19 protein-coding genes are annotated in these 20,155 nt (G+C 72.9%); 16 read left to right on the top strand and 3 right to left on the bottom strand.

Going from position 1 to position 20,155, the window contains the following annotated elements:
- The first annotated feature begins 24 nt into the window (after positions 1-24).
- The 7 genes from ACIPYQ_RS03925 to ACIPYQ_RS03955 all read left to right on the top strand — a co-directional run bounded on the left by ACIPYQ_RS03925 (position 25) and on the right by ACIPYQ_RS03955 (position 8,468).
- Positions 25-264 carry a hypothetical protein gene (locus ACIPYQ_RS03925; protein ID WP_361758314.1) on the top strand — a complete coding sequence of 80 codons (240 nt, stop codon included), beginning with the start codon at positions 25-27 and terminating at the stop codon, positions 262-264.
- Positions 265-304: 40 nt separating this feature from the next.
- Entirely contained in the window at positions 305-1,669 is a 1,365-nt protein-coding gene (locus ACIPYQ_RS03930; protein WP_401246111.1) for an NYN domain-containing protein, read from the top strand.
- Positions 1,670-1,921: 252 nt separating this feature from the next.
- On the top strand, positions 1,922-2,950 hold the full coding sequence (locus ACIPYQ_RS03935) for an NlpC/P60 family protein (protein ID WP_401245810.1): 1,029 nt from the start codon (positions 1,922-1,924) through the stop codon (positions 2,948-2,950).
- A gap of 221 nt (positions 2,951-3,171) precedes the next feature.
- Positions 3,172-4,227 carry an NlpC/P60 family protein gene (locus ACIPYQ_RS03940; RefSeq protein ID WP_401245812.1) on the top strand — a complete coding sequence of 352 codons (1,056 nt, stop codon included), beginning with the start codon at positions 3,172-3,174 and terminating at the stop codon, positions 4,225-4,227.
- Positions 4,228-4,299: 72 nt separating this feature from the next.
- Positions 4,300-5,418, top strand: a complete 1,119-nt coding sequence (locus ACIPYQ_RS03945; protein WP_401245814.1) for a hypothetical protein — start codon at positions 4,300-4,302, stop codon at positions 5,416-5,418.
- A 23-nt stretch (positions 5,419-5,441) separates the two neighbouring features.
- A complete protein-coding gene (locus tag ACIPYQ_RS03950; RefSeq protein ID WP_361758302.1) occupies positions 5,442-6,584 on the top strand; it encodes a glycosyltransferase family 4 protein in 1,143 nt (380 codons plus the stop codon).
- Between the two features lie 267 nt (positions 6,585-6,851).
- Positions 6,852-8,468, top strand: coding sequence for a GMC oxidoreductase (locus tag ACIPYQ_RS03955; RefSeq protein ID WP_401245816.1), 1,617 nt, complete (start codon positions 6,852-6,854; stop codon positions 8,466-8,468).
- A gap of 12 nt (positions 8,469-8,480) precedes the next feature.
- Here ACIPYQ_RS03955 and ACIPYQ_RS03960 read toward each other — a convergent pair whose 3' ends face one another.
- Positions 8,481-10,277 (bottom strand): long-chain fatty acid--CoA ligase, encoded by a 1,797-nt coding sequence (locus ACIPYQ_RS03960; protein WP_361758296.1) that lies wholly within the window; start codon positions 10,275-10,277, stop codon positions 8,481-8,483.
- A gap of 243 nt (positions 10,278-10,520) precedes the next feature.
- Here ACIPYQ_RS03960 and ACIPYQ_RS03965 point away from each other — a divergent pair, with 243 nt between their 5' ends.
- The 6 genes from ACIPYQ_RS03965 (at position 10,521) to ACIPYQ_RS03990 (ending at position 15,545) form a co-directional block, all read left to right on the top strand.
- Positions 10,521-11,390, top strand: coding sequence for a metallophosphoesterase (locus ACIPYQ_RS03965; protein ID WP_401245819.1), 870 nt, complete (start codon positions 10,521-10,523; stop codon positions 11,388-11,390).
- 136 nt (positions 11,391-11,526) lie between these two features.
- Positions 11,527-11,967: an SRPBCC family protein gene (locus ACIPYQ_RS03970; protein WP_361758290.1), complete on the top strand. Its 441-nt coding sequence runs from the start codon at positions 11,527-11,529 to the stop codon at positions 11,965-11,967.
- A 56-nt stretch (positions 11,968-12,023) separates the two neighbouring features.
- The gene (locus ACIPYQ_RS03975) at positions 12,024-13,181 is read left to right on the top strand and encodes an ArsA family ATPase (RefSeq protein WP_401245821.1); all 1,158 of its coding nucleotides are present in this window, start codon (positions 12,024-12,026) and stop codon (positions 13,179-13,181) included.
- A 75-nt stretch (positions 13,182-13,256) separates the two neighbouring features.
- The gene (locus ACIPYQ_RS03980) at positions 13,257-13,712 is read left to right on the top strand and encodes a DUF5304 domain-containing protein (protein WP_361758284.1); all 456 of its coding nucleotides are present in this window, start codon (positions 13,257-13,259) and stop codon (positions 13,710-13,712) included.
- A gap of 61 nt (positions 13,713-13,773) precedes the next feature.
- The gene (locus tag ACIPYQ_RS03985; RefSeq protein ID WP_401245822.1) at positions 13,774-14,715 is read left to right on the top strand and encodes an ROK family glucokinase; all 942 of its coding nucleotides are present in this window, start codon (positions 13,774-13,776) and stop codon (positions 14,713-14,715) included.
- Positions 14,716-14,783: 68 nt separating this feature from the next.
- Positions 14,784-15,545: an endonuclease/exonuclease/phosphatase family protein gene (locus tag ACIPYQ_RS03990; RefSeq protein ID WP_401245824.1), complete on the top strand. Its 762-nt coding sequence runs from the start codon at positions 14,784-14,786 to the stop codon at positions 15,543-15,545.
- A 286-nt stretch (positions 15,546-15,831) separates the two neighbouring features.
- On the opposite strand, the gene ACIPYQ_RS03995 is transcribed toward ACIPYQ_RS03990, so the two are convergent.
- Both ACIPYQ_RS03995 and ACIPYQ_RS04000 read right to left on the bottom strand, forming a co-directional pair.
- Positions 15,832-16,410 (bottom strand): hypothetical protein, encoded by a 579-nt coding sequence (locus ACIPYQ_RS03995; protein ID WP_361758275.1) that lies wholly within the window; start codon positions 16,408-16,410, stop codon positions 15,832-15,834.
- Positions 16,403-17,182, bottom strand: a complete 780-nt coding sequence (locus ACIPYQ_RS04000) for an alpha/beta hydrolase (RefSeq protein WP_401245826.1) — start codon at positions 17,180-17,182, stop codon at positions 16,403-16,405. The genes ACIPYQ_RS03995 and ACIPYQ_RS04000 overlap by 8 nt, the downstream gene beginning before the upstream one ends.
- Positions 17,183-17,352: 170 nt before the next feature.
- Here ACIPYQ_RS04000 and ACIPYQ_RS04005 point away from each other — a divergent pair, with 170 nt between their 5' ends.
- The 3 genes from ACIPYQ_RS04005 to ACIPYQ_RS04015 are packed head-to-tail and all read left to right on the top strand — an operon-like array spanning position 17,353 to position 20,024.
- Positions 17,353-18,105 (top strand): lysophospholipid acyltransferase family protein, encoded by a 753-nt coding sequence (locus ACIPYQ_RS04005; protein WP_401246113.1) that lies wholly within the window; start codon positions 17,353-17,355, stop codon positions 18,103-18,105.
- A 33-nt stretch (positions 18,106-18,138) separates the two neighbouring features.
- Complete coding sequence (macS, locus tag ACIPYQ_RS04010) at positions 18,139-19,350, top strand: MacS family sensor histidine kinase (RefSeq protein ID WP_401245828.1); 1,212 nt, start codon at positions 18,139-18,141, stop codon at positions 19,348-19,350.
- Complete coding sequence (locus ACIPYQ_RS04015) at positions 19,347-20,024, top strand: response regulator (protein WP_401245830.1); 678 nt, start codon at positions 19,347-19,349, stop codon at positions 20,022-20,024. Before macS ends, ACIPYQ_RS04015 begins: the two co-directional genes overlap by 4 nt.
- Positions 20,025-20,155 lie beyond the last annotated feature (131 nt).

Raw genomic sequence — 20,155 nt, forward strand, 5'->3', positions numbered from 1 at the left:
AGCTACGAAGGAGAGAGCGGCCTGATGACGGTTCCCCTGCCGACCGGCACCACCCGGTGGCGCTGCACCCTGTGCGGCAACCTCACGCGCTTCGACGTCACCCGTTCGTCGAAGGTCGTCGAGTACGTCCACCTGGACCTCGCCGGGGAGCCCAAGGTCGAGGAGCGCGAGGTGGTCAATGAGACCATCGAGTCGGTCCGCTGCCGCTGGTGCAACGCGGTGGACCAGATCGAGCTCGTGGACAGGCCGGGCGCGGACTCCTGACGGAGGCGTGCCCACACGTAGATCACGGTAGGGGTGACGGATTGTGGAGCCAGCAAGCGGCGCTGAGCCGGCCGACGCGGCCGGCGACGCCGCCGAGGCGCTCGACCGCCCACTGCCGGAAGGCGTGCGGCGGCGGGTCGTCGCGCTCGTCTCGGACGCCTTCGGCGCGCTGACGGTCGCGGACCTGCCGGCGCAGCTGCGCCAGTACGCCCGTTTCACCCCGACCCGGCGCGCCAAGTTCGCGGGCAACGCCATGGCCACGGCGGTCGAGACCGACACCGTGTTCCGCAGCCGGGTCGCCGAGAAGCTGCGCGAAGCGCAGACGGAGCTGGCCGCGGCCCTGGAGTCGGGTGCGCCGCCCGCCGCCGCGGATCCGCTGGACGTGGCGGCCGCCGCGTTCGTCCTGAGGCCGGCCGGCTGGGTCAAGCTGGTGGCCGCCGCGGGCGAGGAGGCGCAGCGCGCCGACGCCGAGCGGGTCGGCGAGGAGACCCGGCGCGAGCTGGAGCGGCTGCGCGAGGAGCTGGCCCACGCCCGGGAACTGCAGCGCACCGGCGGCGAGCACGTGCGCGTGGAGCTGGAGGCGGCCCGCAAGGAAGCGGAATCGCTTCAGCGCAAGCTGCGCAGCGCCCTCAGCGACGTCAAGCGCGGTGAGGCGGCCCTGCGCAAGCTGACCGCCGAGGTCGACGGGATCCGCGGCGACGCGGCCACCCGGGTGGCCACCGCCGAGAGCGAGAGCCGGCGGCTCAAGTCCCGCCTCGCGGAGGTGGAGGCGGCGCTGGAGACCTCGCGCCGGGCCACCCGCGAGGGGCGCAGCATCGAGGACATGCGGCTGCGGCTGCTGCTGGACACCGTGCTGGACGCGGCCCAGGGGCTGCGCCGCGAGCTGGCGCTGCCGCCCGTGAACACGCGCCCGGCCGACACCGTGGACGCGGTGGAGCCGGGCCGGATGACGCCGAAGGACATCGCGGCGCGCGCCCTGTCGGAGACCGATCCGGCCCTGCTGGACCAGCTGTTGGCGCTGCCGCAGGCCCATCTGGTGGTCGACGGCTACAACGTGACCAAGACCGGCTATCCGACGATGCCGCTGGAGAAGCAGCGGCTGCGGCTGCTGGGCGGGCTGTCGATGCTGGCCGCGCAGACGGGCGCGGAGATGACGTGTGTCTTCGACGGGGCGGAACTGGCGGCCCCGGTGCTGCTCGCCCCGCCGCGCGGGGTGCGGGTGCTGTTCTCCAAGGCGGGGGTGACGGCGGACGAGCTGATCCGCCAGCTGGTGCGCGCCGAACCGCCCGGCCGGCCGGTGGTCGTGGTCTCCACGGACCGGGAGGTCGCCGACGGGGTGGCCAAGGCGGGCGCGCGGCCCGTGACGTCCGCTTTGCTCCTGAAGCGGCTTTCGCGAGTTTCATAACTCCCCGCCCGAATGCCGGAATTGACCGGCGCCGCAGCGAACGTACTGTCAAGTGCCCGGCACGGAGCGTGCGCTGTAGGTAAAGAACCTGGTCGGAGAGCAGGTTTTTACCCGGCGGGATTTGAACTGATCACAGCAAGGTCACTAGGGTGCGTTCAAACCTTCGTGCGGTGGATCACTCATTCGGGGTGACGGCGGAGGTGCTGCCGAGTTGCGTTCTTCGGCGGCTCTAGGAAGAAGGAGCTCGCCTCCGTGGCGTCCCACCGTCGACCCAAGCAGCCGAACCGCGCTCGTGTGACCGTGCTCACCTCGGTCGCGGCCGCAGCCGTCGCCCTCACGGCGCAGAGTGCCTCCGCCGCTCCGGCGAAGCCGAGCAAGGACGAGGTCAAGAGCCAGGTCGACGCCCTCTACGAAGAGGCGGAGCAGGCCACTGAGAAGTTCAACGGGGCCAAGGAGCGCCAGGAGACCCTCGAGAAGGAGATCGGGCAGATCCAGGACCAGGTCGCGCGCGGCCAGAGCGAGCTCAACGACCTTCGCAGCGCGCTCGGTTCGATGGCGAGCGCCCAGTACCGCAACGGCGGCATAGACCCCTCCCTCGCCCTCCTCCTCTCCGAGGACCCCGACAGCTACCTCGACAAGGCCTCCACCCTGGAGCACTTGAGCGGCAAGCAGGTCGAAGCGGTCCACAAGATCCAGGCGAAGCAGCGCACCCTCGCGCAGCAGCGCCAGGAGGCCTCCGGCAAGATCGCCGACCTCGACGCCACCCGCAAGGAGCTCGGCGAGAAGAAGAAGGTCTCGGGCGAGAAGCTCGCCGCGGCCCAGGCCCTCCTCAACACCCTTACGGCGCAGGAGCGTGCCGCGCTCAAGGACGAGGACACGCGCGCCAGCCGTGCCGACAGCCAGCGCGTCGACCTCGGCGACGTCAAGGCTTCCGGCCGCGCCGGAGCCGCGCTCGCGGCCGCGAAGACCAAGGTCGGCAGCGCGTACATATCGGGCCACGAGGGCCCCAGCTCCTTCGACTGCTCCGGGCTGACCCAGTGGGCGTACAAGCAGGCCGGCGTCAACATCAGCCGCGTCACCTACACCCAGGCCAACGACGGCACCCGCATCAGCCGCAGCCAGCTCCAGCCCGGTGACCTGGTCTTCTTCTACGGGGACCTGCACCACGTCGGCCTGTACGCCGGCAACAACATGACGCTGCACGCCTCGAACCCGCGCGGCGGTGTCAAGTACGAGTCGATTGACAACATGCCGTTCCAGTTCGGCGTCCGCATCGGCTGACGCGCCGCACACCGCCCATCCGGGCGAATTCCGCGGCCCCTTCACGACCACACGCCCCGCCGGTGACCTGCGTCTCCGGCGGGGCGTCGCCGTGTGTGCCCTCCGACGGTCGTTGGTCGGCGTGTGACCGTCCGGCTACTGTCTGCCAGCGCGGAACCCGGCACAAGGCCGTCCACGGGGGGCGGCTCCGGGCCACACACAGCGGAAGGGAGCGGTTTCACGTGGCGTCCCATCGCCGGAGCGGGCTCGGCAGCCTCGACCGGAGCACGAAGGTCACCGTCCTCACCGCCGCCGCGGCCACGGCCGCGGCCGCCTTGGCGGGGGCACCCGCGAGCGCGGCCCCCGGCCTCCCGTACGAGCCCGGCGGCGCGGCGAGGACGGGCGTCAGCGCCCAGGTCGACCGGCTCTTCGAAGAGGCCGAGCAGGCCACCGAACGCTTCAACGAGGCGGGCGAGAAGGCCGACCGGCTGCGCGCCGAGGTCCACCGGGCCCAGGAGGCGGTGGCCCGCGGCCAGGAGCGCATCAACACCATGCGGGGCGTCCTCGGCACCTTCGCCGGAGCCCAGTACCGCAGCGGCGGCATCGACCCCGCCGTCGGCCTGATGCTGGCCGAGGACCCCGACGCCTACCTGGAGCAGGCCGCCGCCCTCGACCGGCTGACCGGCCGTCAGGCCCGGCAGCTCGACGAACTCCGCGAGGAGCAGCGCCGGCTCGGCCAGGAGCGCCGGGAGGCCTCCCGCAAACTCGCCGAACTCGACGCCCTGCGCTCCGACGTGGCCCGGCACAAGCGCTCCGTCACCGCGAAGCTCGCCGCCGCCCGGCGGCTGCTCAACACCATGCCGTCCGAGGAGCGGGCCGACTTCGAGCGCTCCTCGCGCGCCGGCGGCCGCGCCGACGAGCTGCCCGAGATGCCCTCCTTCGGCCCCTCCTCGGGGCGCGCCGCGGCCGCCGTGACGGCGGCCCGGTCGGCGGTCGGCCGCCCCTACGTGTGGGGCTCCACCGGCCCCTCCGGCTTCGACTGCTCCGGGCTGATGGTGTGGTCGTACCGGCAGGCGGGGGTCTCGCTGCCGCGCACCTCCCAGGCCCAGCGGCACGCCGGCCGGCAGGTGCCGCTGTCGCAGGCCCGCCCGGGCGACCTGGTGACGTACCGCTCGGACGCCAGCCACGTCGGCATGTACGTCGGCAACGGCCAGGTGGTGCACGCCCCGTACCCGGGGGCCCGGGTGCGCTACGACCCCGTCGGGATGATGCCCGTCTCCTCGGTGACCCGCCCCTGACGGCTGCCCGCCGAGCCCCGCCCCCTGCCCCGGCCGGGGGCCCGTCGCCCGGACCGTGCGTACGATCGGCGGATGCTCCCGGGTCGCCGTCTCGTCCGCGCACTGCCGCTCCTGCTGTGCGTGCTGCTCGCGGGCTGCGCGGTGCGGCCCGCCGACACCACCGGGCGCGACGTCCGCCGGGCCGTGGCCGACTGGTCGAGGGTGCCGCCCGAGGCACTCTCCGCGATCCCCCTCGACGGATGGACGTACGAGGTCGCCTCGGTGCGGCGGGAGGGCGCGCGGGCCCTCGTACGGGCCGAGCTGCGCTACCGGCTGGCCGGCTACGACACGGCCCCGGGCGGCTCGGCGCGCGAGCTGGAACTCGAACGCGCCGCGGGCGGCGGGCCCTGGCTGGTGCGGGCCGACCGGCCCGCACCGGGCGCACCGCCGCAGCTGTGGGACCAGGGCCCGGTTTCGGTGGTCCGCGGGACGCACTCCCTGGTCCTGGGCGGCGCCGGGCAGTCCCCCGAGGTGCTGGCCGGGATCGCCGCCGAGGCCGACCGGGCGGTGCCCGCGGCGAGCGCGGCCTGGCCCGGGTCCTGGGCGGGACGGGTGGTCGTCCTGGTCCCCGGATCCCTGGAGCGGATGGCGCAGCTGCTGGGCCGGCCCGCCGACGAGTACCGGGGCATGGGGGCCGTCACCACCGGCCGGGTGGGCGCCGGACCGGCCCCCGCGGACCGGGTGGTGATCAACCCGGAGGGGTACGCGGAGCTGGGCGGGACCGGCCGGCGGGTCATCCTCACCCACGAGGTCACCCACGTGGCCACCCGGGCGGCGACCTCCGCCACGACCCCGCTGTGGCTCTCCGAGGGCTTCGCGGACTGGGCGGCGTACCGCGGCACCTCCACCACCGCGGAGCAGGGCGCTCCGGCCCTCGCCCGGGCGGTTCGGCGCGGCGAGGTGCCGGCCGGGCTGCCGGGGGCGGCGGACTTCGCCTTCGGCGGCGACCCGGAGGCACTGGCCCGGGCGTACGAGGGGGCGTGGCTGGCCTGCCGGCTGATCGCGGACCGGTGGGGCGAGGCTGCGCTGGTGGACCTGTACGGGAAGGCGGGGCGCGGGCCGTGGCCGACGGCGTTGCGGGAGGCGCTCGGGACGGACCCGGCCGGGCTGACGAGGGAGTGGCAGGACGCCCTGCGGAAGGAGTTCCGCTGAGGGCGTCCGGTACGTTGGCAGCGATGCACAAGACGCTGATCGTGACCAACGACTTCCCGCCGCGACCGGGCGGCATCCAGGCCTTCCTGCACAACATGGCGCTGAGGCTGGATCCCGACCGGATCGTCGTCTACGCCTCCACGTGGAAGCACAGTGCGGAGGGCCGGGAGGCCACCGCCGCCTTCGACGCGGAGCAGCCGTTCCAGGTGGTCCGCGACCGTACGACGATGCTGCTGCCGACCCCGCGCGTGACGCGGCGGGCGGTGGGCCTGCTGCGCGAACACGGATGCGAGTCCGTGTGGTTCGGGGCGGCCGCCCCGCTCGGCCTGATGGGCCCGGCGCTGCGGCGGGCGGGCGCGCGGCGGATCGTGGCGACCACGCACGGGCACGAGGCGGGCTGGGCCCAGCTGCCGGCGGCGCGGCAGCTGCTGCGGCGGATCGGGGAGGGCACGGACACGCTGACCTACCTCGGGGAGTACACGCGCTCGCGGATCGCCTCGGCGGTGACGGACCGGGCGGCGGCCCGGATGGTGCAACTCCCTCCGGGGGTGGACGAGAAGACCTTCCACCCGGAGTCGGGCGGGGCGGAGGTCCGGGCGCGGCTCGGGCTGACCGACCGGCCGGTGGTCGTCTGCGTCTCGCGCCTCGTGCCCCGCAAGGGGCAGGACACGCTGATCGAGGCGATGCCGCGGATCCTGGCGGCGGTGCCGGACGCGGTGCTGCTGATCGTGGGCGGCGGGCCGTACGAGGCGGACCTGCGGGCGCTGGCGGTCTCGACCGGGGTCGCGGACTCGGTGGTCTTCACGGGGGCGGTCCCGTGGTCCGAACTGCCCGCCCACTACGGCGCGGGCGACGTCTTCGCGATGCCGTGCCGGACCCGGCGGGGCGGGCTGGACGTGGAGGGGCTCGGCATCGTCTACCTGGAGGCCTCGGCCACGGGCCTGCCGGTGATCGCGGGCGACTCCGGCGGGGCGCCGGACGCGGTGCTGGACGGCGAGACGGGCTGGGTCGTCCGGGGCGGCGCCCCCGAGGATGCGGCGGACCGGATCGTGGCCCTGCTCCAGGACCCGGACCTGCGCGCCCGCATGGGCGAGCGCGGCCGTGCCTGGGTCGAGGAGAAATGGCGCTGGGACCTCCTCGCCGACCGCCTGCGCGAGCTTCTGTAACCGGGCATGCGCGGCGCCGCTGCCGGGGGCCAGCCCCCGGACCCCCGCGCCTCAAACGCCGGCGAGGCTGGATTTTGCCGGCGCCGGCCGAATCTTCAGCCCCTCCGGCGTTTGAGGAGCGGGGTTCGGGGCGGAGCCCCGAGAAACGGAGAAAGGGCGGGGCGGGGACAGCTCCGCGCAGCGGCAGCGCGCCACGTCTGACTGTTCCTCAGATGTCTGTCAATACCGCGTCTGGGCGGACGGCTGGATTCCGCCCATGATGCGGCCATGACATCGAACCTGACGCGCCGTCAACTATTGGGACTCGGCGCCCTCTCGACCGCCGCCGCGCTCGGCTTCACCCGGATCGGGGCGGCCTCCGCCGCGGCCGTGGAGCCCGCCGCCGCCCAGTACGCCCCCGCCATAGTCGTCGGCTCCGGTTACGGCTCCGCCGTCGCCGCGCTGCGGCTCGGGCAGGCGGGCGTGCGGACCGTCGTCCTCGAAATGGGCCGGCTCTGGGACACCGCCGGGCCCGACGGCAAGGTCTTCCCCTCCACCTCCGCGCCCGACCACCGCTCCATGTGGTTCCGCACCCGCACCGAGGCCCCGCTCGCCCAGTTCCTCTGGCTCGACGTGGTCAACCGCGACATCAGCCCCTACCCGGGAGTGCTGGACCGGGTGAACTACGGCGACATGTCCGTGTACGTGGGCCGCGGCGTCGGCGGGGGCTCGCTCGTCAACGGCGGCATGGCGCCCACGCCCCGCCGCTCGTACTTCTCCGAGGTGCTGCCCCAGGTCGACGCCGACGAGATGTACGGCACGTACTACCCCCGCGCCCGCGCCATGCTCGGCGTCAACGACATCGACCCGGCCTGGTTCGAGTCCACGGAGTGGTACCGCTTCGCCCGGATCTCCCGCAAGCACGCCCACAACACCGGCCTGAAGACCGTCTTCGTCCCCAACGTCTACGACTTCGCGTACATGAAGCGCGAGGCGGCCGGCACCGCCCCCCGGTCGGCGCTGGCCGGCGAGGTCATCTACGGCAACAACCACGGGAAGAAGAGCGTTGACAAGACCTACCTCGCCGCCGCCCTCGGCACCGGCAACGTCACCATCGAGACCATGCAGCGCGTGGTCGGCGTACGGCAGGACCCCGCCGGGGGGTACGTGCTGACCGTGCAGACCAGCGACGTGACCGGGCGGGTCACCCAGGTCCGCGAACTCGGCTGCAAACAGCTCTTCCTCGGGGCGGGCAGTCTCGGCACCACCGAGATCCTGCTGCGGGCCCGCGAGACCGGGGCGCTGCCCGCGCTCGACGCCAAGGTCGGTCGCGGCTGGGGCCCCAACGGCAACGTCATGACCGCCCGCGCCAACCACCTCTGGGACACGGTCGGCGCCAACCAGGCCACCATGCCCGCCCTGGGCATCGACGACTGGGACAACGCCGCGAACCCGGTCTTCGCCGAGATAGCCCCGCTCCCCATGGGGCTGGAGCACTGGATCTCGATGTACCTGGCCATCACGAAGAACCCGGAGCGCGGGCACTTCACCTACGACGCCGCCACCGACTCGGCCCGCCTCAACTGGCGCAGGGACCAGAACACGCCCGCGGTCAACGCGGCGAAGAACCTCTTCGACCGCATCAACTGGCGGAACTTCACGATGTACCGGTACGACCTCTTCGGCGGCAACAAGGCCTTCGCCGACAACTTCACCTACCACCCGCTCGGCGGCTGCGTACTCGGCGACGCCACCGACGCGTACGGGCGGGCGAAGGGCTACCAGGGGCTGTACGTCGTGGACGGCTCCCTGATCCCCGGGTCGCTCGGCGTGAACCCCTTCGTGACCATCACCGCCCTCGCGGAGCGGAACATGGCCCGGATTCTCGCCGAGGACCCGAGGTAACGACGACCGGGACTAGCCCCGGTAGAGCGCCTCGATCTCGTCCGCGAAGTCCTTCGCCACCACGTTGCGCTTCAGCTTCAGCGACGGCGTGATGTGACCCGACTCCTCCGTGAACTGGGAGGGCAGAATGCGGAATTTCCGCACCGATTCCGCCTTGGACACCGCCGCGTTGCCGTCGTCCACGGCCTTCTGGACGGCGGCGACCAGGTCGGCGTCCTCACGCAGCTCGGCCGCGGTCACCCCGGCCGGCTTGCCGTTCTCGGCCGCCCAGCGGCCCAGGAACTCCTCGTCGATGGTGACGAGGGCCGCCACGAACGGCCTCGCGTCGCCGACGACCATGCACTCCGCGACCAGCGCGTGCGCCCGGATCCGGTCCTCGATCACGGCGGGCGCGACGTTCTTGCCGCCCGCGGTGACGATGAGTTCCTTCTTGCGCCCGGTGATCGCGAGGTAGCCGTCCTCGTCGAGGGTGCCGACGTCGCCGGTGTGGAACCAGCCGTCGGTCAGCGCCTCGGCGGTCGCCGTCTCGTTCTTCCAGTACTCCTTGAAGATGTGCTCGCCGTGCAGCAGCACCTCGCCGTCGTCCGCGATGCGCACCACGGAGCCCGGCAGCGGCTGGCCGACCGTACCGATCTTCGTCTTGTCCCACGGGTTGAAGGCGGTGGCCGCGCAGGACTCCGTCAGGCCGTAGCCCTCCAGCACGGTGAAGCCGATGCCGCGGAAGAAGTGGCCGAGCCGCTCGCCCAGCGGGGCGCCGCCGGAGATCGCGTACTCGCCGCGCCCGCCGAGCACCGCGTGCAGCTTGCTGTAGACCAGCTTCGAGAAGATCTTGTGCTTGAGCTTCAGGCCGAAGGACGGGCCGCCCGGGGCGTCGAGCGCCCGGCTGTAGGCGATCGCCGTCTCGGCGGCGGCGTCGAAGATCTTCCCCTTGCCGTCGGCCTGCGCCTTGGCGCGCGCCGAGTTGTAGACCTTCTCGAAGACGCGCGGCACGCCGAGGATCAGCGTGGGCCGGAAGGACTGCAGCTCGTCGGTCAGGTTCTTGATGTCCGGTACGCAGCCCAGACGGATCGGCGCCAGTACGGCCGCCACCTCCACCAGGCGCCCGAAGACGTGCGCGGCCGGGAGGAAGAGCAGGACGGAGCACTCGCCGGTGCGGAAGAGCGGGCTGAGGCGCTCCACCACGTTGCCGCACTCGGCGAAGAAGTTGCGGTGGGTCAGCACGCAGCCCTTGGGGCGGCCGGTGGTGCCCGAGGTGTAGACGATGGTGGCCGGGTCGTCGGCGTTGGCGAGGCTGCTGCGCTCCTCGACCTCGGCGTCGGAGATCTCCGCGCCGGCGGCCTTCAGCGTCTCCAGCGCGCCCTGCTCGATCTCCCAGACCTCGCGCAGCTCCGGCAGCCGGTCGCGCAGCGAGGCCACGGACGCGCTGTGCGCCGGGCTCTCCACGATGACCGCCACGGCGCCGGAGTCGCCGAGGATCCACTGGACCTGCTCGGGGGAGCTGGTCTCGTACACGGGGACGGTGACGCCGCCCGCGCTCCAGATCGCGAAGTCGAACAGCACCCACTCGTAGCGGGTGCGGGAGATGAGGGCGACCCGGTCGCCGGGCCGGATGCCGGCCGCGACGAGGCCCTTGGCCGCGGCCCGGACCTCGGCGAGGAACTCGGTCGCGGTCACGTCCTGCCACCGGCCGTCGACCTTGCGGCTCATGACGGCGGTGTCTGGATGCTGAGCGGCGTTGCGGCGGATGAGATCCGTCAGGTTCCCGTCCGACGGGACCTCGTACAGGGCCGGAAGGCTGAACTCGCGCAAGACTGCTGCTCCTCTGGGCGCCATCGCCACCATGTGGACCGACCGGACGTTACCCACCGGTAGAGGGTTCCCGATAGAGGGAACCGGCCAGATGTTCCGTGCGTCACATTCTGTACTTGCACGGCCTGGCCCTCACGTGCCGACAGTAGTCGACCCCTCTTGCGACTCGGAAGTAACCGCAGGTCCGCCTGCCACTCCCACCCCTCTACCCCGCAACTGCCGGGTCCCCCTAGGGTTGTCCGCATGGGTGGCAGCATGCGGAGCGGGCAGGGCGGCGCGAGCGGATCGAGCCGACCGGGTGGACCGGGCGGAGCGGCCGGACCGGGCCGGACGACCGCACCGGGCCGCACGCGGGTCCACGTCGTGAGCGACGTGCACGGCAACACCGAGGCCCTCGCCCGTGCCGGAGAAGGGGCCGACGCCCTGATCTGCCTCGGTGACCTCGTCCTCTTCCTCGACTACGCCGACCACTCGCGCGGGATCTTCCCCGATCTGTTCGGCGTCGAGAACGCCGACCGGATCGTCGAGCTGCGCACCGCCCGCCGCTTCGAGGAGGCCCACGCCTTCGGGCGGCGGCTCTGGGACGGGCTGGACCGGGACCGGCTGATCGAGGGCGCGGTGCGCCGCCAGTACGCCGAGATGTTCGCCGCCTTCCCGAACCCGACGTACGCCACCTACGGCAATGTCGACATCCCGGGTCTGTGGCCGGAATACGCCGACCGCCACGGCCTCACCGTGCTCGACGGGCAGCGGGTGGAGATCGGCGGCCGGGTCTTCGGCTTCGTCGGCGGCGGACTGCCCTCGCCGATGCGGACCCCGTACGAGGTGGGCGTCGAGGAGTACGCGGCCAAGGTGGAGGCGCTCGGCGAGGTGGACGTACTGTGCTCGCACATCCCGCCGGAGGTGCCCGAGCTCTGCTACGACACGGTCGCCCGCCGGTTCGAACGCGGCAGCGAGGCCCTGCTGGCCGCCATCCGCCGCACCCGGCCCCGGTACGCGCTCTTCGGACACGTGCACCAGCCTCTGGCGCAGCGGATGCGCATCGGGGCCACGGAGTGCGTGAACGTCGGCCACTTCGCGGCGACCGGCCGGCCGTGGGCGCTGGAATGGTGACCGGCGGCCGGTTCACGACGGCCCCCGCAGGGCCGCGGTAGGCCCTGGAGTGGCGGAGTCCGCACGCGCGGTAGCCTTCACGCGGCGGCCGGAGGCCGCACACATCCTCGAAACACTCCACGGAGGAGCGACCGCGATGGCGGAACACACCAGCTCAAGCATCACGATCGAGGCTGCGCCCAGCGACGTGATGGCCGTGATCGCCGACTTCGCCCGCTACCCCGAATGGACCGGCGAGGTGAAGGAGGCCGAGGTACTGGCCACCGACGCCGAGGGGCGCGCCGAGAAGGTCCGCCTGCTGCTCGACGCGGGCGCGATCAAGGACGACCACACCCTCGCCTACACCTGGAAGGGCACGGACGAGGTCGCCTGGACCCTGGACAAGTCCCAGATGCTGCGCCAGCTGGACGGCTCGTACCGGCTGGCCCCGGTGGACGGCGGCAAGCGTACCGAGGTCACCTACCAGCTGACCGTGGACGTCAAGATCCCCATGCTCGGCATGATCAAGCGCAAGGCGGAGAAGGTCATCATCGACCGCGCGCTGGCGGGCCTGAAGAAGCGCGTCGAGTCCGTCTGAACACCCCAAGGCGCCACCCGGCACCCGTAAGCACCCGGCACCTGTAGGCACCGCACATGCACACCTTGCTGATCACCGGCCCCGGCGGGGCCGGGCGGACCACCGTGGCCGCGGCCACCGCCCTCGCCGCAGCCCGCGACGGGAGGCGGGTGCTGCTGCTGTCCGGCGACGTCGGCGACCCGCTCGCCGCCCTGGCCGGGGAAGAGCCCGTCCCCGGGCTGCGGGTGGCCCGGGTCGACTCCGGCGAGGAGTTCCGCGAGGAGCTCGTCGCCCTGCAGGAGCGCGGATCCGCGCTCCTCGCCATGGTCGGAGCCCGCCCGCTCGGCGCCGAGGAGCTCACCGAGCTGCCCGGCGCCGAGCAGTTCGCCCTGCTGCGCGCCCTGCGCAGGGCCGCCGCCGCACCCGGCACCGACCTCGTCGTCGTCGACATGCCCCCGCTCCACCAGACCCTCTCCACGCTGGCCCTGCCCGCGCAGCTGCGCCGCTACCTCGCCCGGCTGCTCCCCGCCGAGAAGCAGGCCGCCCGCGCCCTGCGGCCCGTACTGGCCCAGCTCGCCGGCGTGCCCATGCCCGCGCAGTGGCTCTACGAGGCCGCCGCCCGCTGGGACGAGGAGCTCGCCGCCGTCCAGGCCGTCGTCGAGGCCGACACCACCGAGCTGCGCCTGGTCGCCGAGCCGGGACCGGCCGCCGCCGACGCGCTGCGGCTCGGACGGCTCGGACTCGCCCTCCAGCAGCTGCCCGTCTCCGGCCTCGTCGCCAACCGGATGGTGCCGCAGGGCTCCGCCGACCCCTGGCTCGCCGGGCTCGCCGCCCAGCAGGAGAAGTACGCCGCCGAATGGGCCGCGGACCTGCCCGTCGTCACGCTCGCCCACCTCGGCCGCGACCCGCGCGGCCCGCAGGACCTCGAACGGCTCGCCGCCTCGGACGGGCTCCTCCCGGAGGCGCCCGCACCCCGCGGCTCCTGGGCCGTCGAGGACCGGCTCGCCGCGGACGGGGTGCTCGTCTGGGTGGTACCGCTGCCCGGCGCGCGCAAGAGCGACCTCGACCTCGTACGCCGCGGCGACGAGCTGCTGCTCACGGCCGGCCCGTACCGCAGGATCGTTCCCCTGCCCGCGGCGCTGCGCCGCTGCACCGTCTCCGGCGCCGCCCTCGCCACGGGCGAGCTCCGCATCCGCTTCACCCCGGACCCGGGACTCTGGCCCCGCACACAGTGAACGGCTTACCCCCGTTCGGGTACCGTCGAAGGTAGTCCGTACGCACGCCCAGCAGCCGCCGCAGGAGAGTCCGCCATGAGCGAGGCCACCGACCGCCCCACCGACGACGACGCCTGGGCCAAGGCCTGTGCCGAGGACCTCGCCGCCGAGAAGGAGCGCCTGCGCGCACAGGACCGGGCCGGCTCGGCCGGCACCGGAACCGCCGCCGAAGAGCTGTTCAAGCTCTTCGAAGCCGTCGCCGACAAGGTCTCCGGACTGAACAACCCGCTGCTCGGCGCCGCTGCCCAGGGCGCGGTCCGCCAGATCGTCGACCAGGCCAGGACCGCCGCCAAGCCCGTCATCGAGCGCAACCCCCAGGTCTTCGACCACCTCGCGGCCGCCGGCTCCGAGCTCCTCGCCGCCTACCGCTCCGCCGTCGAGGGCCACGAGCGCCGCTGGACCCAGGACACCCCTCCGGCGCCCCGCCGCGAGCGCGACCCCCGCGACGACGGCCCCGACGCGGGCCCGGCCGAGCGGATCGATCTCGACTGAGGGCACGCCGCCCTCGGGTACCGTTGGCCGTGGCGGGGTTTGACCGGAAACCGAGGGACTAATGGGACTCACCATCGGCGTCGACATCGGCGGCACGAAGATCGCGGCCGGCGTGGTCGACGAAGAGGGCACGATCCTTGAGACGTACAAGGTGCCCACCCCGCCGACCGCGGACGGAGTGACGGAGGCCATCTGCGCCGCCGTCTCCGAGGTCAGCAGCAACCACACCATCGACGCCGTCGGCATCGGCGCCGCCGGATACGTGGACGACAAGCGCGCGACCGTACTCTTCGCGCCGAACATCAACTGGCGCCACGAGCCGCTCAAGGACAAGGTCGAGCAGCGCATCGGCCTGCCCGTCGTCGTCGAGAACGACGCGAACTGCGCCGCCTGGGGCGAATACCGCTTCGGCGCAGGCCAGGGCCACGACGACGTCATCTGCATCACGCTCGGCACCGGCCTGGGCGGCGGCATCATCATCGGCAACAAGCTGCGCCGCGGACGCTTCGGCGTCGCCGCCGAGTTCGGGCACATCCGGGTCGTCCCGGACGGCCTGCTGTGTGGCTGCGGCAGCCAGGGCTGCTGGGAGCAGTACGCCTCCGGGCGCGCGCTCGTCCGGTACGCGAAGCAGCGCGCCAACGCCACCCCGGAGAACGCCACGATCCTCCTCTCGCTCGGCGACGGCACCCCCGAGGGCATCGAGGGCAAGCACATCAGCGAGGCCGCCCGGCAGGGCGACCTGGTGGCCATCGACGCCTTCCGCGAGCTGGCCCGCTGGGCCGGCGCGGGACTGGCCGACCTGGCCTCGCTGTTCGACCCGTCCGCGTTCATCGTCGGCGGCGGGGTCTCCGACGAGGGCGACCTCGTCCTCGACCCGATCCGCAAGTCCTTCAAGCGCTGGCTGGTCGGCGGCGCCTGGCGACCGCACGCCCAGGTGCTCGCCGCGCAGCTCGGCGGCAAGGCCGGCCTCGTCGGAGCGGCGGACCTGGCCCGCCAGGGCTGACCCCTTCCACCCGGACCGCCCGCCGCGCCCCTTGGGGGAGCGGCGGGCGGCTGCGTATCTTGCGGTGCATGGACCAGTTGCTGCCCTCGCTGCCGAAGTCCCGTACGGAGCCCGACGGTTCTGCCGTGATCCGGGTCCTCAGCTACAACATCCGCTCGCTGCGCGACGACGAGGAGGCGCTGGCCCGGGTCATCCGGGCGTGCGAGCCCGACCTCGTCTTCGTACAGGAGGCGCCGCGGTTCTTCCGGTGGCGCAAACACGCGGCGCGACTCGCCGCGAAGTGCGACCTGGTGGTGCTGGGCGGGGGAGCGACGGCGGCCGGGCCGCTGCTGCTGTGCTCGCTGCGGGTCTTCGTGGAGCGGACCGAGGACGTCCTGCTGCCGCGCACGCCGGGCCTGCACCGGAGGGGCTTCGCCACGGCCGTCGTCCGCATCGGCGCCGCCCGCGCGGGGCTGGTCTGCGCGCACCTGTCCCTGGACCGGGCGGAACGGGTCGCCCAGGCGGAGCTCCTCCTGGAACGGGTGGCGGGGATGGACACGCCGTACGGGATCGCCGCGGGCGACGTGAACGAGGGGCCGGGCGGTTCGGCCTTCGCCCGTCTCGCGGGCGCCTTGCAGGACTGCTGGGCCGTGGCCCCCTGGGGAGGGGAACGGACGTTCCCGGTGTCGGCGCCGGACCGGCGCATCGACGCGGTGTTCGCGAGCGGGGGCGTGGAAGTGCTGGCCTGCGGTGTCCCTGCGGGGCTGCCGGGGGTCTCGTCCACCGACCTGCGGTCGGCGACGGACCACCTCCCGGTCCTGGCGGCCCTCCGCCTGCCGGCTGCGCCGTAGCTCCGCGGTCCGGGCGCGCCGCCGTTGCCGGGGGCCAGCCCCCGGACCCCCGCGCCTCAAACGCCGGCGAGGCTGAAAGACCGCCTCAATCGCCGGCGGGGCTGGATTGCGCGGAGCGCAAATCCAGCCCCTCCGGCGTTTGAGGAGCGGGTCCGGGCGGAGCCCGGCGGGGTCTGGGGCGGAGTCCCGGTCTTTGGGCCGCGCCGCGCTCTTCGGCCTCGCCGGCGTTTGAGGCGCGGGCGCGGAGCGCCGTAAGGGGTCTGGGGCGGAGCCCCGGGTTTGGTGCCTAGACCACGGCTCCGCGGCCGGGGTCGTCGTCCTCGTCGTCGTCGTGCTGCATGCGTGCGACCAGCGTCGCGAACCCGCCCAGGAAGCCGCCGATGCCGAGCGTCGTCAGCCACCAGGTCATCTCCCACTGCAGTACCACCGCGAGCAGCAGCAGCACCGGCCCGCCCACCACCGCCAGCCACGCGAACTTCGCCGTCGTGTCCGCCGGCGGCAGCTCCGGCTCAGGCTGGACGAAGTGGCCCTCGTCCGCCGGAGTCAGGTCGTCCTCCTGCGGTTCCGCCAGCGAGTGGTCCCGGGGGCCCGCCATGCCCACGCCCGGGGCGAAGACCACCGAGCTGCCCAGCGCCGCGGCCGGCGGCTCGGGCTCGGGTTCGGGCTTGGCCTCGGGCTTCGTCTCCGGCTCAGGCGGCAGCGGCTTGACGTCCTCCTCCGGCAGGAGGAGGTTCTCGATCGGCTTGAAGGGCCGGGCCCCCGGCGGGTCCGGCGGCTCCTGCCCGTACCCGGCGACGATCGCCGCCCACGCCGCTTCCTCGTCCAGCGGCGGGACTCCGCCCGACTGCTCCTCGTGCTCAGCCACCGGCCTGCGCCCCCTCCCTGCCCACGCTCTCCGCCAGTCGGCCGACGAACGCATAGCTGTCCGCGAAGATCCGCTCCGCGTCATGGTCCAACGTCGCGACGTGGTAGCTCTGTTCCAGCAGGGTCTCGGTGACGTCCGTCGAGGAGACGCGGGCCAGGATCCGCTCGGAGTCGACGGGCGGTACGACGTGGTCCTGCGGGCTGTGGAGCAGCAGCAGCGGCTGCGTGACCTGCGGCAGGTCGGCGTCCACCAGCTGCAGGAACTTCCGCAGCGAGTGCGCGGCCCGGGTCGGCACCCGGTCGTAGCCGACCTCCTCCGAGCCCGGCTTCGCGATGTCGCTGGCGATGCCCGGCGTCGACCGGATGAAGTGCTTGGCCACCGGGAGGGCGACGGCCAGCGGGTCGTGCACCTTGTTGGCCGGGTTGACGAGGACGATGCCGCGGATCGAGTCCCCGTGCTTGGCGGCCAGCCGCAGGGTCAGCGCGCCGCCCATCGACAGCCCGAAGACGAACACCTGCTCGCACCGGTCCAGCAGTTCCCGCAGGGCGCGGTCCACCTCGGCGTACCAGTCCTGCCAGCCCGTGAGCTGCATGTCCTGCCAGCGCGTCCCGTGTCCGGGCAGCAGCGGCAGCGACACCGTGAGGCCCTGCCCGGCGAGATACTCGGCCCAGGGGCGCAGGGACTGCGGGGAACCGGTGAAGCCGTGGCAGAGAAGGACGCCGACCTCTCCGCCCTCGTGGCGGAACGGCTCGGCTCCAGGGAGGACGGGCACCGGGGTCTCCTTGATCATGAGGTACGTCGGGTGGGTGCGTTGCTCTGTGTGACTTCACCGTACGCGACCGGGGTGGCACCGGCCAGGGTCGTCGGGCCCCTGCCGGGGGAGGCACGGGATAAGGTCTGTTCGACAGACACAGGAAGGCTTTCGAGTTGATCTACGGCGCAATGAAGTTCTCCATCGGCGGTTCACTGAAGCTCGCTTTCAGGCCGTGGGTGGAGGGCCTCGAGAACATTCCCGCGGAGGGGCCGGCGATCCTCGCGAGCAACCACCTGTCCTTCTCCGACTCCTTCTTCCTGCCGGCCGTGCTGGACCGGAAGGTCACCTTCATCGCGAAGGCGGAGTACTTCACCTCCCCGGGGGTCAAGGGCAAGCTGACGGCCGCCTTCTTCAAGGGCGTCGGCCAGCTCCCGGTGGACCGCTCCGGCGCCCGCGGGGCCGGCGAGGCCGCCATCAAGAGCGGCATCGAGGTCATCGAGCGCGGGGAGCTGTTCGGTATTTACCCCGAGGGCACGCGTTCACCCGACGGACGCCTGTACCGCGGCAAGCCCGGCGGTCTGGCCCGTGTGGCGCTGGCCACGGGCGCGCCCGTGATTCCGGTGGCGATGATCGACACGGAGAAGATCCAGCCCCCCGGCAAGGTCGTCCCCAAGCTCATGCGCCCGGGCATCCGGATCGGCAAGCCACTGGACTTCAGCCGCTACCACGGTATGGACAGCGACCGCTTCATCCTCCGCTCGGTGACCGACGAGGTCATGTACGAGATCATGAAGCTCTCCGGCCAGGAGTACGTCGACATCTACGCGACGGCGGCCAAGCGCCAGATCGCCGATGCGGAGAAGGCCGAGAAGGCCGAGAAGGCCGAGAAGGCCGCCAAGGGAGAGAAGGCCGAGAAGAAGGCCGACGGTACGGCGGAGTAGGTCGGGCGGTACCGCCCGCAAGGGGTGGGGGAGATGGCGAAACGCGAACGCGTCGTACGCATGTCGGTCGAGCAGCCGCTCTGGCGTGCCCTGACGGTGTACCGGCTGCTGACCATGGTCTACGCGGTGCTGCTGTTCGCCTCCGCCTACAAGAGGTACCCGCACCCCTGGGTCGCGGCCGGCTACCTGGCCTTCCTCGCCGTCTGGACCCTGGCCACCACCTCGAAGGTGGCCAACGCCGCCAGCTGCACCAAGGGCTTCCTCGTCGCCGACCTCACCGTGGCCATCGTCGGGATCGGGCTGACCCCGCTCGCCGACACCCACGATCGGATCACCGGGGGCGGTCCCACCCTCCCCACGATCTGGACCGGGGGCGCGGTCCTGGGCTTCGCCATCAAGGGCGGCTGGCGCTGGGCCTGCTTCGCCTCCACCTTCGTGGCCGCGGCCACGATCCTCATCCACAGCGGCCAGCCCACCCGGGACGCCCTGCACAACGTGCTGCTCGTCTGGGTGTCCTCCGTGGCCATCGGCTACGTCGTCGAGGTCGCCCGGGCCAGCGAGAACACCCTCGCCAGGGCCCTGGAGATCGAGGCCGCCACCCGCGAGCGCGAGCGCCTCGCCCGCGACATCCACGACGGGGTCCTCCAGGTCCTCGCCATGGTCCAGCGGCGCGGCACCGAGCTGGGCGGGGAGGCCGAGGAACTCGGCCGGATGGCGGGGGAGCAGGAGGTGGCGCTGCGCACCCTGGTCTCCTCCGGGCTCGTGCACCCCTCCCGGGTCTCCTCCGACCAGTCGCGCGGCGCGCTGGTCGACACGTACGAGGTGGACGAGCCGGGCGCCGACGACGGCGAGCTGGACCTGCGCACGCTCCTCGCCCCGCACGCCGGATCCCGGGTCAGCTTCGCCGAGCCGGGCACCCCGGTGCCGCTGCCGGTGCCCGCCGCGAAGGAGCTGGCCGCGGCGGTCGGCGCCGCCCTCGACAACGTGCGCAAGCACGCGGGCGAGGGGGCCAGGGCCTGGATCCTCGTCGAGGACTGGGGCGACGAGGTGATCGTGACCGTCCGCGACGACGGCCCGGGCATCCCGGCGGGCCGGCTCGACCAGGCCGAGGGCGAGGGCCGGATGGGAGTGGCCCTGTCCATCCGCGGCCGACTGCGTGACCTCGGCGGCAGCGCCGATCTGGTGTCCGTCCCCGGGCAGGGCACCGAAGTGGAACTGAAGGTACCCAGGGGGAGGACCCAATGAGCACGAACGAGCTGCACGAGATCAGAGTGATGGTCGTCGACGACCACCCGATGTGGCGGGACGCGGTCGCCCGCGACCTGGCCGCCGCCGGCTTCGACGTGGTGGCCACCGCCGGCGACGGCCCCGAGGCGGTACGCCGGGCCCGCGCCGTCACCCCCGACGTCCTGGTCCTCGACCTCAACCTGCCCGGCATGCCGGGGGTGCAGGTCTGCAAGGAACTGGTCGGCGCCCACCCGGCGCTGCGGGTCCTGGTCCTGTCCGCCAGCGGTGAGCACGCGGACGTCCTGGAGGCGGTGAAGTCCGGCGCGACCGGCTACCTGCTGAAGTCCGCCGGCGCGCAGGAACTCATCGACGCGGTCCGCCGCACCGCGGCCGGCGACCCGGTCTTCACCCCGGGCCTCGCCGGCCTGGTGCTCGGCGAGTACCGGCGCCTCGCCACCGACCCGGTGCCGACCGCCTCCGACGAGCCGAAGGCCCCCCAACTGACCGACCGCGAGACCGAGGTGCTGCGCCTCGTGGCCAAGGGGCTCTCGTACAAGCAGATCGCGGAGCGGCTGGTCATCTCCCACCGCACCGTGCAGAACCACGTCCAGAACACCCTGGGCAAGCTGCAGCTGCACAACCGGGTGGAGCTCGTCCGGTACGCCATAGAGCGGGGCCTCGACGACGCGTAACCCCCGTCCGGGGCGGCGCGCACCGGCCGTCGATCGTACTTACGTCCTCGTTCGAGTGAACATGCGTACGCAACGCCCCGCGATTCCACCGGAATTGACGTCTCCGACACCCTTGATGTGACCTGCGTCAC

Origin of the sequence: Streptomyces sp. NPDC090045, assembly GCF_044747975.1 — a bacterium.
In the GTDB taxonomy this organism is placed as follows: Bacteria; Actinomycetota; Actinomycetes; order Streptomycetales; family Streptomycetaceae; genus Streptomyces.